The 14,998-nt window shown below is 60.6% G+C and carries 14 protein-coding genes, 1 tRNA gene and 1 pseudogene; 5 read left to right on the forward strand and 11 right to left on the reverse strand.

Features of this window, described 5'->3' with window-relative positions:
- Window position 1: 1 nt before the first annotated feature.
- The 5 genes from AB1E34_RS17005 to AB1E34_RS17025 are packed head-to-tail and all read right to left on the reverse strand — an operon-like array spanning window position 2 to window position 2,080.
- On the reverse strand, window positions 2-715 hold the full coding sequence (locus AB1E34_RS17005; RefSeq protein ID WP_372573521.1) for a flagellar hook-basal body complex protein: 714 nt from the start codon (window positions 713-715) through the stop codon (window positions 2-4).
- Entirely contained in the window at window positions 715-987 is a 273-nt protein-coding gene (locus AB1E34_RS17010) for a flagellar biosynthetic protein FliQ (protein ID WP_249713393.1), read from the reverse strand. The genes AB1E34_RS17005 and AB1E34_RS17010 overlap by 1 nt, the downstream gene beginning before the upstream one ends.
- Before the next feature lie 3 nt (window positions 988-990).
- A complete protein-coding gene (gene fliE, locus AB1E34_RS17015; protein ID WP_372573522.1) occupies window positions 991-1,275 on the reverse strand; it encodes a flagellar hook-basal body complex protein FliE in 285 nt (94 codons plus the stop codon).
- Window positions 1,276-1,287: 12 nt separating this feature from the next.
- The gene (flgC, locus tag AB1E34_RS17020) at window positions 1,288-1,680 is read right to left on the reverse strand and encodes a flagellar basal body rod protein FlgC (RefSeq protein WP_372573523.1); all 393 of its coding nucleotides are present in this window, start codon (window positions 1,678-1,680) and stop codon (window positions 1,288-1,290) included.
- Window positions 1,681-1,690: 10 nt separating this feature from the next.
- Window positions 1,691-2,080, reverse strand: a complete 390-nt coding sequence (locus AB1E34_RS17025; RefSeq protein ID WP_372573524.1) for a FlgB family protein — start codon at window positions 2,078-2,080, stop codon at window positions 1,691-1,693.
- A gap of 85 nt (window positions 2,081-2,165) precedes the next feature.
- Between AB1E34_RS17025 and AB1E34_RS17030 the strand changes: the two genes are divergently transcribed.
- Window positions 2,166-3,509, forward strand: coding sequence for a FliI/YscN family ATPase (locus AB1E34_RS17030; protein ID WP_372573525.1), 1,344 nt, complete (start codon window positions 2,166-2,168; stop codon window positions 3,507-3,509).
- A 57-nt stretch (window positions 3,510-3,566) separates the two neighbouring features.
- On the opposite strand, the gene gltB is transcribed toward AB1E34_RS17030, so the two are convergent.
- From gltB to AB1E34_RS17050, 4 genes are all read right to left on the reverse strand, one after another.
- On the reverse strand, window positions 3,567-8,099 hold the full coding sequence (gene gltB / locus AB1E34_RS17035; protein ID WP_372573526.1) for a glutamate synthase large subunit: 4,533 nt from the start codon (window positions 8,097-8,099) through the stop codon (window positions 3,567-3,569).
- On the reverse strand, window positions 8,096-8,533 hold the full coding sequence (locus AB1E34_RS17040; protein WP_372573527.1) for a GFA family protein: 438 nt from the start codon (window positions 8,531-8,533) through the stop codon (window positions 8,096-8,098). Before AB1E34_RS17040 ends, gltB begins: the two co-directional genes overlap by 4 nt.
- Window positions 8,534-8,545: 12 nt before the next feature.
- On the reverse strand, window positions 8,546-9,214 hold the full coding sequence (locus AB1E34_RS17045; RefSeq protein ID WP_372573528.1) for a hypothetical protein: 669 nt from the start codon (window positions 9,212-9,214) through the stop codon (window positions 8,546-8,548).
- A 69-nt stretch (window positions 9,215-9,283) separates the two neighbouring features.
- Window positions 9,284-10,717, reverse strand: coding sequence for an NAD(P)-dependent oxidoreductase (locus AB1E34_RS17050; protein ID WP_372573529.1), 1,434 nt, complete (start codon window positions 10,715-10,717; stop codon window positions 9,284-9,286).
- Window positions 10,718-10,941: 224 nt separating this feature from the next.
- Here AB1E34_RS17050 and AB1E34_RS17055 point away from each other — a divergent pair, with 224 nt between their 5' ends.
- Complete coding sequence (locus tag AB1E34_RS17055; RefSeq protein WP_372573530.1) at window positions 10,942-11,745, forward strand: undecaprenyl-diphosphate phosphatase; 804 nt, start codon at window positions 10,942-10,944, stop codon at window positions 11,743-11,745.
- Here the strand turns inward: AB1E34_RS17055 and AB1E34_RS17060 are convergent, their stop codons facing one another.
- Complete coding sequence (locus AB1E34_RS17060; RefSeq protein ID WP_372573531.1) at window positions 11,746-12,729, reverse strand: complex I NDUFA9 subunit family protein; 984 nt, start codon at window positions 12,727-12,729, stop codon at window positions 11,746-11,748. It abuts the gene before it with no gap.
- A 202-nt stretch (window positions 12,730-12,931) separates the two neighbouring features.
- Here AB1E34_RS17060 and AB1E34_RS17065 point away from each other — a divergent pair.
- Window positions 12,932-13,018, forward strand: a tRNA-Leu gene (locus AB1E34_RS17065).
- Window positions 13,019-13,113: 95 nt separating this feature from the next.
- Here AB1E34_RS17065 and AB1E34_RS17070 read toward each other — a convergent pair.
- A pseudogene (locus tag AB1E34_RS17070) lies at window positions 13,114-13,452 on the reverse strand (integrase core domain-containing protein); the annotation flags it as partial.
- 268 nt (window positions 13,453-13,720) lie between these two features.
- Between AB1E34_RS17070 and AB1E34_RS17075 the strand changes: the two are divergent.
- On the forward strand, window positions 13,721-14,179 hold the full coding sequence (locus AB1E34_RS17075) for a peroxiredoxin family protein (protein WP_372573563.1): 459 nt from the start codon (window positions 13,721-13,723) through the stop codon (window positions 14,177-14,179).
- A gap of 269 nt (window positions 14,180-14,448) precedes the next feature.
- A complete protein-coding gene (locus AB1E34_RS17080; protein ID WP_372573532.1) occupies window positions 14,449-14,859 on the forward strand; it encodes a hypothetical protein in 411 nt (136 codons plus the stop codon).
- The last annotated feature ends 139 nt before the right edge of the window (window positions 14,860-14,998 follow it).

The raw sequence follows: 14,998 nt of genomic DNA on the forward strand, positions 1-14,998 counted from the left end.
TCTATCGCAGCAACGCTTTGACGGCGTCGCGGATACGTTTGTCTTCGGCATCCAGAAAGCTCTGGCCCAGCTCATAGGCGCGCTGAACCTCGACCATCCGTGCCATCTGTCCGACCGCATTGACGTTTGAGCCTTCAACAAATCCATGCAGGATTGTGGCACCTTCTGCCGGCTCAAATCCGCCGGGGGCGTGGAACATCACCCCGCCTTCGCGGATCAGGTCGGCCCGGTCGGTCGGGGCAAAGACGCCGATCTGCCCGACCAACTGGCCATCGGCGCTGATCGTGCCATCGGCAGAGACGCTAACGCTCGTCGCATCGGGCGGGATGAAGACCGGCGCGCCGCCGGGATCGAGCACGCGGTGCCCTTCGGCGTTGACCAGATCGCCCTGCGCATTGGCGCTGAAACCTCCGGCGCGGGTCAGCCGCTCGCCCGAGGGCGTTTCGACCAGAAAGAAGCCATCTCCTTCGATGGCGAAGTCGAAGCGACCGCCGGTCTGGGTCAGAACGCCTTGCGCGAACGAGGTGTTGCGCACCTCGCCCCGGCTCATCGAGACCGAGGGGTTACCACCGGTATCCTTCACGAACTCGGAAAAGACGATGCCCTCCTGCCGGTAGCCGGCGGTGGCAAGATTGGCGATGTTGTTGGCGACGACCCGGATCTCGTTCCTCAGGCCCACCTGGCGCGATAGCGCTGCATATCCGGCAGTATCCATCAATTGCCCCCTATGATTAGTGTCAGGACCGTGGCCTGAAAGAATGAAACCAGCGTCTGGGTCATGAATCCCATCGACATCCAGAACACGATGACGATGGCGGCCAGCTTGGGCACAAAGGTCAGCGTCATTTCCTGGATCGAGGTCAGCGCCTGGAACAGGCCGACGACCAGCCCGGTAACCAGCGCAACCGTCAGGATCGGCACCGAGGTGATGACCGCGATCCACAGCGATTGCCGCAAAACGTCGTAAAACTGGCCTTCACTCAGCATGGCTCAGACCGGCATCCTCAGGATTTCCTGATAGGCCTCGACCACCTTGTTGCGCACGGTCACCGCCGTTTCGACCGCAAGCTCGGTCTGGGCCAGCGCCTGCACCAGCGCATGCGGGTCGGCCTGTCCGGTCATGGCAGATTGCGACAGCGCCTCGCTGTGGCGCAGGGTGCTTGCGAAATCCTGAAACGCGCCGCCCAGGGCCGGGCCCTCGGGGGCGGGGCCGGGTTTGGTTGCAGGCCGGGCAGAGGCATAGCTCTGCGCCGCCGAAAGAGATTGGATATCCATTCTGGCTGTCCTTTATTTTCTGAGAAGATCCATCAGCGACGAAGACATCTGCCGCGCCTGATCGAACATTTTGAGATTGGCCTCATAGCTGCGCTGCGCCTCGCGGGCGTCGGCGATTTCCAGCATCAGATTGACGTTGGACCCTTGATAGTGTCCGCTGGCATCTGCCATCGGGTGGGCGGGGTCGTGAATGCGCGGCAGCTTGCTGCGATCAAGTCGCACGCGCCCGGTCTTAACCAAATCCACCGCTTCACCGGACAGGGCCATCGATTCAAAGGGCACGGTCTTGCGCCGATAGCCCGGTGTGTCCGCGTTCGAGATGTTTTCGGCCGTGTGACGCAGCCGCATGGCCTGGGCGCGCAACGCGCTGGCGGTGACCTTCAGCGTATTGGAGAACTCGTTCATCTCAGCCCCTTCACCCGCGTCCAAGACCGGTGCGCAGCACGGTCAGCGCAGATTTGTAGATCGCCATGGCCCGGTCATGCTGACGTTTTGCATCGACCGCGTTTACCATTTGCTCTTCGATGGAGACGCTGTTGCCATTGGGGTCGGCGGGGGCGTCCGCCGTGAACTCGGCGGCGGACCAGTTTGGGCCGCTCTGCCCATGCATATGAGTGCTGCGGGTATTGCGGAAAAGCGACGCGTCGCCGCTTTCGCGCATAAGCGTGCCAAATGGTTTGAGATCCTGCGCCTTGTAGCCGGGCGTGTCGGCATGGGCCATGTTGCGGGCGATGACGGCGTGCCGGTGACCGGCATGTGTGGCCATCGCATGGGCCGTCGCAAAGACATTCAGTTTGGTGAACACCGGGGCTTCTCCCTCGATCCGTTTCAATCAAGGCTTAACCCCGATTCGTTTAGAAACGGTTTGCGACACCCTACCGGAGCGTTCGATGACCGCCGCCAACCCTGCGAGCCTGAAAGCCACCTTTGATACGTTGAGCCCGCTGCGCCATCTCGGGCGGGTCAGACATGTGGTGGGCGGCACTATCGGGATCACCGGGTTGTCCGGCAAGGCACGGATCGGTGATCGGGTCGAAATCCGGCGCAGCGCGCTGGCCCCGCTGGCCGGTGAGGTGTTGCAGATCACTGATGACGAAATCCGGATGCTGCCCGACATGGCGCCCGACACCGTGGCGGTGGGGGATGCGGCGGTTCTGATCCCGGTTCCGGTCTTTGCGCCTGGCCTGCACTGGCTGGGTCGCGTCGTAGATCCGCTGGGCCGGGCGCTGGATGGCAGGCCTTTGCTGCGCGGCGAACATGCCCGCAACCTGACCGCTTCGCCGCCAAACGCGGTTGAGCGCAAGGCGCTGGGCGCGCGCTTGTCTACCGGGGTGACGCTGCTGAACACGATGCTGCCGATTGTGCGCGGGCAGCGAGTGGGGCTGTTTGCGGGGTCGGGGGTCGGCAAGTCTTCATTGCTGGGCACGCTTGCGAAATCCATGCAGGCGGATGCGGTTGTGGTCGCGCTGATCGGCGAGCGAGGGCGCGAAGTGAACGAATTTGTGGATCACACGCTGGGTCCCGAGGCGATCGAGCGCGCGGTTGTGGTTGCGGCGACCTCGGACATGTCGGCACTGATGCGGCGACGCTGCGCGTGGTCCGCCATGGCGGTTGCCGAATCGCTGCGCGACAGCGGGCTGAACGTGCTGTTTCTGGCCGATTCAATCACCCGCTTTGCCGAGGCCCATCGCGAAATCGCCGTGGCCACCGGTGAGCTGCCTGCCCTGCGCGGCCACCCGCCTTCGGTCACGCCGCTGATCACCGGTCTGTGCGAACGCGCCGGGCCGGGAACGGTGGATCAAGGCGATATCACGGCGGTGTTCAGCGTTCTCGTCGCGGGTTCGGACATGGATGAACCGGTGGCCGATATTCTGCGCGGGGTGTTGGACGGCCATATTGTACTGTCCCGCGAGATTGCCGAGCGCGGGCGCTTTCCGGCCATCAATGTCAGCCGCTCGGTCTCGCGCAGCCTGCCTGGTGCGGCGAGTGAGGCCGAGAACGCCGCCATCAACGAGGCACGGCGTCTGCTCAGCACCTATGAGCAATCCGAGGTGATGATCAATGCCGGGCTGTATTCAGCAGGTTCGAACCCGCAACTGGATCAGGCGGTGCAGGTCTGGCCGGATCTGGATGCGTTCTTCGCGCGTCCTGAGCCGGGCGGGATTGCCGACAGTTTCGACAAGCTGAACCTGATCCTGCGGCGCAGCGGCGTAGGGCAGCAACGCCCCCTGTGAAACGAAACAGGCCCCGAAGAATCGGGGCCTGCCTGAGCATCTCTCACAAAGGGCGGCTTATTCCGCCGGGACCGCCTCGGCCTCGTTGGTCAGCGGCTGCGGCAGCTTGTTGAGCATCTCGGTCGGGCAGACCTGCAGGAACTTGCCGCGCTCGACCTCCCAATGCTGCAGGATATCGGCGGCCTTCTGGCTGCGCGTTTCCTCCAGATGACGCTCGATCAGACCTTTGAGCTGGTATTCCCAATGGGGCACCGTGACCGGGCAGGTCACCAGTGTTTCCATGTTCATCAGCGATGTGGCCGTGCCGTCGGGATCATAGAGATAGGCCATACCGCCGGTCATGCCAGCGCCGAAATTGGCTCCGATCTCGCCCAGAATGACTGCAACTCCGCCGGTCATGTATTCACAGCCATTCGATCCGCAGCCCTCGATCACCACCTGCGCGCCGGAGTTGCGCACCGCAAAGCGCTCACCGGCGCGACCAGCAGCAAAGAGATACCCATCGGTCGCCCCATAGAGGACAGTGTTGCCGACAATGGTGTTCTCATCGGCCTTCAATGGGCTGACCTGCGGCGGGCGCACGATGATGGTGCCGCCCGACAGGCCCTTGCCGACATAGTCATTGGCATCGCCGGACACTTCCAGCTTCAGCCCCGGCGCTGCAAAGGCGCCCAGCGATTGCCCGGCAGAGCCATGCAGTTTGACATGCAGGTGATCGGGTTGGAACGAATTCCGCATCCCGAAATTCTGCACGATATGGCTGGAGACGCGGGTGCCCACTGTCCGGTGCGTATTCTGCACCGCGTAGGACAGCTGCATTTTCTCGCCATCGCGCAGAAACCGGGCCGCATCGCGGACGATCTCGGCATCCAGCGTGTCTGGCACGGCGTTACGCTCCTTGTCGCGGTCATAGACGATATCAGCGGCGCCATCGACGGTGATCAGCAGCGGGTTGAGGTCCAAGTCATCCAGATGCGCCGACCCCCGGCTGACCTGCGCCAGCAGATCGGCCCGCCCGATCACATCATCCAGACTGCGCGCACCAAGCGAGGCCAGAATCTCGCGCACTTCCTGCGCGTAGAAGGTGATGAGATTGACCACCTTGTCAGCATTGCCGGTGAAGCGGTCGCGCAGCGAAGGGTCCTGTGTACAAACGCCGACCGGGCAGGTGTTGGACTGGCACTGGCGTACCATGATGCAGCCCATGGCGATCAGGGCGGCGGTGCCGATGCCGTACTCTTCGGCCCCCAGCATCGCCGCGATGACGATGTCGCGCCCGGTGCGCAGCCCGCCATCGGTTCGCAGGGTCACGCGGCCCCGCAGGTTGTTCATCGCCAGAACCTGGTGCGCTTCGGTCAGGCCCATCTCCCACGGCAGACCGGCATGCTTGATCGAGGTCGCCGGGCTGGCCCCGGTGCCACCGTTATGGCCCGAGATCAGGATGATATCGGCCTTGGCCTTGGCGACCCCGGCAGCAATCGTGCCAACACCGGACGAGGCCACCAGTTTCACCGTCACCTTACAGCGCGGGTTGATCTGCTTGAGGTCATAGATCAGCTGCGCGAGATCCTCGATCGAGTAGATGTCATGATGCGGCGGGGGCGAGATCAGCGTCACGCCCTTGGTCGAATGCCGCAGACGCGCGATCAGGTCGGTGACCTTCATGCCGGGCAGCTGCCCACCTTCGCCGGGCTTAGCACCCTGGGCCACCTTGATCTCAAGCTCTTCGCAGTGGTTGAGATATTCGGCGGTCACACCGAACCGGCCCGAGGCCACCTGTTTGATCTTGGCAGACGGGTTATCGCCGTTCGATTCCGGCACGAAATGCGCCGGATCTTCGCCGCCCTCGCCCGAGTCGGATTTCGCACCGATCCGGTTCATCGCCACGTTCAGCGTCTTGTGCGCCTCGGGGCTGAGCGCGCCCAGCGACATGCCCGGTGTCACGAACCGCTTGCGGATGGCGGTGATGCTTTCGACCTCTTCCATCGCCACCGGCTGACCCAGCGGTTTGAAATCCAGCAGGTCGCGCAGATGGATTGGCGGGTTCGACTGCATCTTGGCGGAATACTGTTTCCACAGCTCATAAGACGCCCGATTACACGCCATCTGCATCATATGCATCGAGGTCGCTTCCCAGGCATGGGTCTCGCCCGACTGGCGCGCCTTGTAGAAGCCACCGATAGGCAAGACGTCCAGCCCCGAAGTCCAGCCCTTGGCGTGAATTTCCTCGGCCTTGGACTGAATGCCGGTCACACCGATGCCCGAGATACGGCTGATCATGCCGGGGAAATACTCGGCCACCATGGCGCGGCTGAGGCCGACTGCCTCGAAGTTGAGACCGCCGCGATAGGACGAGATCACCGAAATCCCCATCTTGGACATGATCTTGAGCAGCCCCTGATCAATCGCCTCGCGATAGCGCGCCACGTTTTCGGTCAGCGTGCCGTCCATCAGGCCACGTTCGACCCGATCGGCAATACTGTCCTCGGCCAGATAGGCGTTCACAACGGTCGCACCGCAACCGATCAACACCGCAAAGTAATGCGGGTCCAGACATTCTGCCGAACGCACATTGAGCGAGCAGAAGGTGCGCAGACCCTTGCGGGTCAGATGCGAATGCACCGCACTGGTGGCCAGGATCATCGGCATGCCAACGCGGTTGGTGTCGGCGTGCTGATCCGTCAGGATCAGGTGGCCCGAGCCAGACCGCACCGCCTCTTCCGCCTCGGCCCGGATGCGGGCCAGCGCGGCGCTGAGCGCGCCGGTGCCAGGTTCAAAGCTACAGTCAATCTCGGCTACGGTGGAGTTGAAGCTCTCGACCAGGGTGTCCCATTGGGCGTTGCCGACAAACGGGCTGCCCAGAACAACGATAGCGGTCTGGCTGCTGTCTTCGTCCAGCACATTCTTGAGGTTGCCGAAGCGGGTCTTCAGCGACATCACCCGGTATTCGCGCAAACTGTCGATGGGCGGGTTGGTCACCTGGCTGAAATTCTGACGGAAGAAATGGCTGAGCGGGCGGTATTGCTTGGACAGAACCGCAGAGGGCGTGTCATCGCCCATCGAGGCCAGTGCCTCTTTGCCGTCTTCGCACATCGGCACGAGGATCTGTTCCAGTTCCTCAATGGAATAGCCCGCCGCGATTTGCCGCTTGCGCAGCTGCTCGCCGGTAAAGAGCGGTTTTTCCTCGACCTCGGCCAGCTTGCCGTCCAGATCGCTGATCTTCCTGACCCAGTCGCCGAAGGGCAGCGCGCGCGCCAGCTTGTCCTTGATCTGCTTGTCGCGGAATACCTTGCCCTTCTTCATATCGACGGCCAGCATCTGGCCGGGGCCCAGCGCGCCTTTTTCAACGACATTGGCCTCGTCGGTCGGAACCATGCCCGCCTCGGAGCCTGCAATGACCAGCCCGTCGCCGGTGATCACGTAGCGCATCGGGCGCAAGCCATTGCGATCAAGCCCGGCACAAACCCAGCGCCCGTCAGTCATGGCCAGTGCGGCCGGACCGTCCCAAGGCTCCATCACCGAGTTGCAGTAGGAATACATGTCGCGCCAGGCCTGCGGCAGTTCCACCGCCTGTTTTGACCAGCTTTCGGGAACCAGCATGGTCTTGGCCATGGGCGCAGAGCGGCCTGCGCGTACCAGAACCTCGAACACCGAGTCCAGGGCGGCCGAATCCGACGATCCGCCTGCGATGATTGGTTTGATATCCTCGGCATAGTCCCCAAAAGTGGCCGACGCCATGCGGATCTCATGGCTTTTCATCCAGTTGGTGTTGCCCTTGAGCGTGTTGATCTCGCCATTATGGGCCAACATGCGGAACGGCTGTGCCAGCCACCATTGCGGGAAGGTGTTGGTCGAATAGCGCTGGTGATAGATCGCAAACGCGCTCTCGAACCGCTCATCCACCAGGTCGGGGTAGAACACCGCCACCTGTTCGGCCAGCATCATGCCCTTGTAGATGATCGAGCGGCAGCTCAGCGAGGCGATATAGAGCCCGGAAACGCCTGCTGCGGCCGCCGCCTTTTCGATCCGGCGGCGGATCACGTAAAGCTCGCGCTCGAAGGTCTCTTCATCAACGCCTTTCGAGTTCGAAATCAGAATCTGCTCGATCTCGGGCCGGGTCGCGTTGGCCTTTTCGCCCAGACAGGTCACATCGACCGGCACGTGACGCCAGCCATAGATGTAATAGCCCATGCGCAAAACCTCGGCCTCCACGATGGTCCGGCAGGTTTCCTGCGCCCCGAAATCGGTCCGCGGCAGAAAGACCTGACCCACCGCGATCAGCCTGTTCTTGTCCGGCGTGTGACCCGTGCGTTCGATCTGGTCATAGAAAAACGGAACCGGAATCTGCACATGAATGCCTGCGCCGTCGCCGGTCTTGCCATCGGCATCCACAGCGCCCCGATGCCAGATCGCCTTGAGCGCATCGATGCCCGCTTCGACCACCTTGCGGCTTTTCTTGCCATCGACGGACACGACAAGGCCAACCCCGCAGGACGAATGCTCTTCTTCCTCGGAATAGAGACCATTTTCGGCCATCCACTTGCGCTTTTCTTCTTCGGCGCGAACCCAGTTGGCGTCATATTTGGTCATTGGCTATCTCCTTGTTCCGAAGGGGCGAACATCGCCATCACTTCGGCTTCGGTCATTTGTCTGCGGTCCCCGGCAAAAGCGTAGCCCTGCGGTTTCCGATCGATATAAAGTTCCAGATTGAGGTCACCGCCAGCCGCGTCGTCAAACAGGCCAGCAGCGATCTGAGTTTGTCCATGCATGTCGCCCGGCGCGGTGATGCGGTACCAGAGCGCTGATCCGCAGTCGCCGCAAAAGGCACGCTCGGCCCAGTCCGAGGATTTGAAGATGCGCACCGGGCCATCGGCGGTATATCCGAGTTCGGCCGGAAAGGTGATCAGCATCGAACTGGTCCAACGGCGGCACATATCGCAGTGGCAGGCCCCCAAGGACGCTTTGGCTGGTGTCGCGGTGACGGTCACGGCGCCGCACATGCAATGTCCCGATAGTTCACTCATGATTAACCTCCGTTAGCCATCACATCCGAACTCGGATCGTGTCGCCAGAAAACCCGGTTGACCCGGAAAGCGGATCGCGCGCGGGGTCTGGTCCACCGTCAGTGAGTCCCGCCCTTCGAAATGCCGCGTGAGGCTGCCTTCGATGAACAAATCCAACTCGTCCGACCCCAGAAAATCAAAGCCGAAACCGATCTTGCTGCCTTCGATCCCCTCACGCTCCATCTCGCGCAAAAACACACCCTTTCGGAACGTGTGCCCATCCAAAACGACCTCTTCTTCATCAAGGGTATATTTGCCATCGAACGTGAATTCGCGGTTCTTTACGACCCTGGTGTTGAACAGAAATACGCCGCTTTCGGTCGCTACCCCGTCTGAGAGCAACTGATCGAGCTGAAGGTTCTTGCCACTGCCGGGCTTGAGCGTGAATCTGGTTTCCGCGTTGGCTCGGTACAGAAATTCCAGCATGCCCCAGTTTCGGTCATAGACATTGGCCGATTCTGGATTCCCGTCGAGGAACCCGAAAACCAGGAAGGTTTGACCACAATCCATAACCGTCGACACGGCGCAGGAATTCTTGTGCACGGTCGCCAGCGCCGTGCAATCCTGCGGAACCTGCACCTGCGCCGCAGCCGGGCCTGAGAAAGCCCAGAGACATGCAAGACCTGTCAGCAGCCTGTTCATGGTTTCAACCCTTGTCATGCGCACCCGGTAGACATTACCCGCGGCGCAGAGATGTCCTGTTTGCAGAACTCACTCAGCCGCAACCGAGAGCGGCGCGTTGAATTTCTCGATGATCGCTTCGGCACAGTCGCGGCCATCGCGGATCGCCCAGACCACAAGGCTGGCCCCGCGCACAATGTCGCCAATGGCATAGACGCCGTCCATGTTGGTTGCACCGGTGCGGAACGCGGCCTTGACAGTGCCCCAGCGGGTAACAGGCAGATCGGCCTGGCCGAAGAGCTTCGGCAGGTCCTCGGGCTCGAACCCCAGCGCCTTGATGACCAGATCGGCCTCTTCGACATAATCCGCGCCTTCGATCACTTCGGGGGCTTGGCGGCCAGACGCATCGGGTTGGCCCAGGCGCATCTTCTGCACCATCACGCCTTCGACCGCGTTGTTGCCGGTAAAGCCCTTAGGCGCGCTCAGCCATTCGAACACAACGCCTTCTTCCTCGGCATTGGCCACTTCGCGCTGCGAGCCGGGCATATTCGCGCGGTCACGGCGATAAAGGCATTTGACCGAGGTCGCGCCCTGCCGGATTGCGGTACGCACGCAATCCATGGCCGTATCTCCACCGCCGATCACCACGACCCGTTTGCCTTCGGCGTCGTAGCGGCCGCTATCGAATTCCTCGACCGCGTCGCCAAAGCTCTTGCGGTTGGAGGCGGTGAGATAGTCAATCGCCTTCTCAACTCCGGTCAAACCGCTGCCGGGCATCTGGATGTCGCGGCTTTTGTAAACACCGGTGGCGATGATGACGGCGTCATGTTCGGCATGGATCGCCGCAAAGATGTCAGCATCCACATCGCAGTTCAGTGCAAACTCAACACCGGATTTCTCCAACTGGTCGATCCGCCGCATCACCGCGTCCTTTTCCAGCTTGAAGCCGGGGATGCCATAGGTCAGCAGCCCGCCCGCGCGGTCATAGCGGTCATAAACCGTCACGCTGAAGCCCGCGCGGCGCAGCATATCCGCCGCCGCCAAACCGCCCGGTCCGGCCCCGATGATACCGACGCTTTCATCGCGCTCCTGATCGGGGATAGCTGGCTTGACCCAGCCATTTTCCCACGCCGTATCGGTGATGTATTTCTCGACCGAGCCAATGGTCACGGTGCCATGGCCCGACTGCTCGATCACGCAATTGCCCTCACACAGGCGGTCCTGCGGGCAGATGCGGCCGCAGATTTCCGGGAAGGTGTTGGTGGCCTGACTGACCTGATAGGCCTCTTCCAGCCGCCCGGTTGCGGTCAGGCGTAGCCAGTCGGGGATGTTGTTGTGCAGCGGGCAATGCGACTGGCAATAAGGCACACCACATTGCGAACAGCGGCTGGCCTGCTCTTCTGCCTTGGCCGCCGCGTATTCGGCGTAGATTTCGTCGAAGTCTTCCTTGCGTTCCGTCGCCGCGCGCTTTTCAGGCATGTCGCGTTCGATCTGGACGAATTTTAGCATCGGTTGCTTGGCCACAGCTTCGACTCCATGAATTGGCTAGGTTGCGATGCTATAAACGAGGCGTGGCGCAATTAAAAGTCAATTCTACTGACCTTCTTTTAATTCCCATCTCGCGAAACGCAAGGTGAGGTGGTGGCGCGAGGTGAATTTAAGTACGAATCGGACCTAAATGCGGCCTTTCCATTTACGCCAGTCACTTATACCCCGATTCCCAAAAAGGTTCAGAGGCATTTCAGCGGATGACATTCCTGCACATCATTCTTGTTGCACTGATTCAGGGCATCACCGAGTTCTTGCCGGTTTCATCTTCTGGCCACCTGATTCTTCTGCCCAAACTCACTGGCATGACGGATCAGGGGCAATTCATTGATGTAGCCGTCCATGTCGGCACGTTGGGCGCCGTGATCCTGTATTTCCGGCGCGATGTCGCGCTGGCGCTGCGCGGGACGCCGGCCGCCCTTTTGGGCCGCTTGGACGCGCCGGGCGCGCGGTTGGCGCTCGGGCTGATGATCGCAACTGTGCCGATCATCTTGGTCGGGGCGATTCTTCATTTCGCCGGGCTGTCGGACGCGCTGCGCTCGATCAAAGTCATTGCCTGGACGATGCTGGGATTCGGCCTTGTTCTCTATTGGGCTGATCGCACTGGCGGCGATGTGAAAGCGACCGGAGACTGGACGCTCAGGGATGCTGTGGTCTTGGGGCTCTGGCAAGTTTTGGCGCTGATCCCAGGCACGTCACGCTCTGGCATTACCATAACCGGCGCGCGCCTGTTGGGTTATGGGCGAGAGGACGGTGCCCGTCTGGCCATGCTGATGTCGATACCGACCATCGCCGCTTCGGGTATTCTGTTGTCAGCCGATGCCGCCGTCAGCGCCGATGCCGAGACGATCCGCAATGGCGTGCTGGCCGCAGGTCTGTCATTCCTGTCCGCCCTCGCCGCACTGGCCCTGATGATGCGATTTTTGCGCAGCGTCAGCTTCACGCCCTATGTGGTCTACCGGGTGGCTTTGGGGTTGATCCTGCTGGCGATCGCCTATGGCTGATCAAATCTTCAGGTTCTTCGCCGATTTCTGGATCTCGTCATACTGCCCCGAGGGGCGGAATTTCCAAAGATAGTCCGGCAACACCGATTGCATCGCCACCGGCTCGATTCCCAGTTCAGCAAAACCCCTGGCCCCGTCCGACACCACATTGTCACTGCGCAGCGATTTCACCTGATCGCCCGTCAGGATGGGGTTGGAAAACAGCTGAAAGCTCACGAATTTCATCATGTCCAGAACCCCGGCCATGATCCGCGCCACAAACATCGGCATGCCGATGATGACCCGGCGCCGGTGAATCGTGTCGAGCATTACCTGCATCAACGCGCGAAAGCTCTTCGCCTCCGGGCCGCCCAGTTCGTAAATGCCCCCGCTCGCCGCACCTGTCGCGCCCATCATGGCAGCGTGGGCAACATCATCCACAAATACCGGCTGAAACCGCGTCTCGGGTGCGACAATCGCCAGGAGCGGTCCGAACCGCGTCATTGCCGCGAAACGGTTGAAGAACTCATCCTCGGTCCCGAAGATGATTGAGGGTCGCAGGATCATGGCATCCGGCATATGTTCCAGCACTACGGCCTCGCCCGCAGCCTTGCTCCGCGCATAGGCACTGTCGGCATCGGCATGGGCGCCAATCGCCGAGAGATGAACCATACGGCTGATCCCTTCTTCCGAGGCAATCCGGGCGATCCGGCCAGCGCCCTCGGCGTGAACCGCGTCGAAATCGTTCTTGCCCAGCTCATTAAGGACTCCGACGCAGTTGATCACCGCATCGGCGCCATGCATGACCCGCCGGACCGAAGCATCGTCGCGGATGTTACACGCAACCGGCTCGACCTGACCGACTACGCCATAGGGCCTGACATGAAGCGCTTCGTTCGGGCGGCGTACCGCAACCCGCACCCGCCAGCCTTGTTCGGCCATGCGCCTTGTGATGTATCGACCGACGAATCCCGAACCGCCATAAATCGTGACCAGCTTGGACATTCCGGGCTCCTGCGTTTTTATACGTCGATACCGATCTACCGCCCTCAAGAGGCGCAAACAAGACGCAATGACGACGCGGCCCCAGCGGTTCCGTCAGGCGCGGGGCATAGCAGGACCGGTGTGGCAAAAAAACTTTCAACAAACGCCGAGAATCCGGTTGACCCTTTCGCATGACATCCTTAAACGGCCCTCCACGACACCTGCCCAGGTGGCGGAATTGGTAGACGCGCTAGCTTCAGGTGCTAGTGTCCGTATGGACGTGGAGGTTCGAGTCCTCTCCTGGGCACCATGAATCCCCAAATAAACAAAATTTGTCCGTCATCAAATGAATTGGTCCGATTGAGCTGACAGCGTTTAGGACGGTTTGGCTCATCGTTTGTGATTTTAGGCGGCGTGCCCGAGATTGAGCAAGCGTCGCTGTTTCAGGGTTCTTTCCTTGGTCTGCTTCCTTTCTTTCAGAATGTCGTCACTGCGGCCGAAATAGACATCGGCGGGCGTCAGGTTTCCGAGGCTCTCATGGTATCGGTGATTGTTGTAGTGGGTGACAAAGTTGCCGACCTCCTGCTCGAGCGCCCCGGGAAGGTAATAGTTCTCGAGCAGGATGCGGTTCTTCAAGGTCTGGTGCCAGCGCTCGATCTTACCTTGGGTTTGCGGATGGTTCGGGGCGCCGCGGATGTGGTCCATGCCTTGATCGTCGAGCCAGACTGCAAGATCGCCTGATATTGTCTGACAGGTGCTGTGTTTCGCCCTTGCGCGAAGGGAGGCTCCATCCGGCATTCCCGCCTATCAAAAGAAGCGGTCGCAATCGTGGTTAAGAGGCACGTTGACCGCATCGGACTAGACCCGAGCGAGTTTTCGGGTCATTCACTGCGTGTCTGACATCAGCACCTCTGGGCCTGATTGAAGGATTTGCATAACGGAAGGTTTCTGGCTCATCTGAACCGTTAAGGAGTGAAGATGAGACGGAAAGCTGGAACCGACAAACCGACGGCTGAACGGGTCGTCAAGGACATTCACCGGCGAAAAGACACTGCTTGTGTTTTTCCGTGCTAACTGGTGCCCATTCTGCATGAATCAGCTCAAAGAGGTGAAAGCGAAAGCTGATCAACTGGCCACGGCAGGCGTGAAGGTGAAGTTCATCTCCAACCAGGGCATCGAGAATTCCACGAAACTTGCCAAGGATCTGGACCTGCCTGCTCATTTCGAGATCTACCAGGACAACGATCTGGCAGCAGCCAAAGCTTTGGGCATAGAAGACATCGGCGGCGCACCCACAGGTATGCCGGGTTACCCCGTCGATACCGTGAAAGCCACCGTCATTGGCCTTGACGAAGACGGTAAGGTGATCTTCGGCGACGAAACGGACAGTTACCGTATCCGTCCGCATCCAGACACCTTCCTGCACGTCTTCGAGTCGCGTGGAAGCGTCCGGGCTTTCTCGGCAGCGTAAGATCACTGAACTGACAAGAACTGGTACCGCGCAACCCTGCGCGGTACCATAATTATTTTCGGATAAGCGTTCCGGAAGCAACAGGTACGCTTAACAGATACCCCGTCAAACAAGGCTTGATTGCTGACATTCGTTCAAAGCGCAGCATTGGTCGGAATGGGCTCGCAGTCAGATTTCGCCGCCCGAAGCGCGAACGGCGGCCCCTGATTTGCGAACGACCGCGCAATGAGAGACGCGCTACAAGATCAAAGACTTGGCCCGCCCCTCCTATGACCGGTCTCGATCAGCCTGTTGCAACGGCATTGCCGCGGGACCGCATGGCGGCAGTGAGCCCCAACTTGTTCCTTGATCTTTTACGCTGCACGCGCACGCGGCGTGAAAATTACTGCCTGAGCGAAAAAGTCCCTGCCGCGACGCGGCTGCAAAAGCTACCATTGATGCATGGCGCAGCGGTGATATCGGTAGCAAGGATCAAGATGCGGACTTTGCCGCCGTTGCCATTCCGTGTGTTCGCTTACGCAGCATTCGCTCGCAAGTGTGGCCCACTCTTCGCTGCGTTGCAGCCGGTGTCGGCAGAGCGGCCATTGAAATCCACTTCGCGGGACGAGATTCAAACCGCCCTTTCGCCGCGAGAGGGATCGACCATCGAGGAGCGGACAAGGACGAAACCGCTTCTGTAATAGGGCGGTTGGTGTCAATCACTTTTTTGCGTGATCAATCTTACGATTCAATATGACTGATCGCATCATGGAGCGCTGGCCCGTTGTCTCGGATATTTTGACTTTTGCCAGTTGAGGGTACGGCCAAGCGAGGGTTTCC

The sequence above is a fragment of the Ruegeria jejuensis genome, from assembly GCF_041537905.1.
In the GTDB taxonomy this organism is placed as follows: Bacteria; Pseudomonadota; Alphaproteobacteria; order Rhodobacterales; family Rhodobacteraceae; genus Ruegeria_C.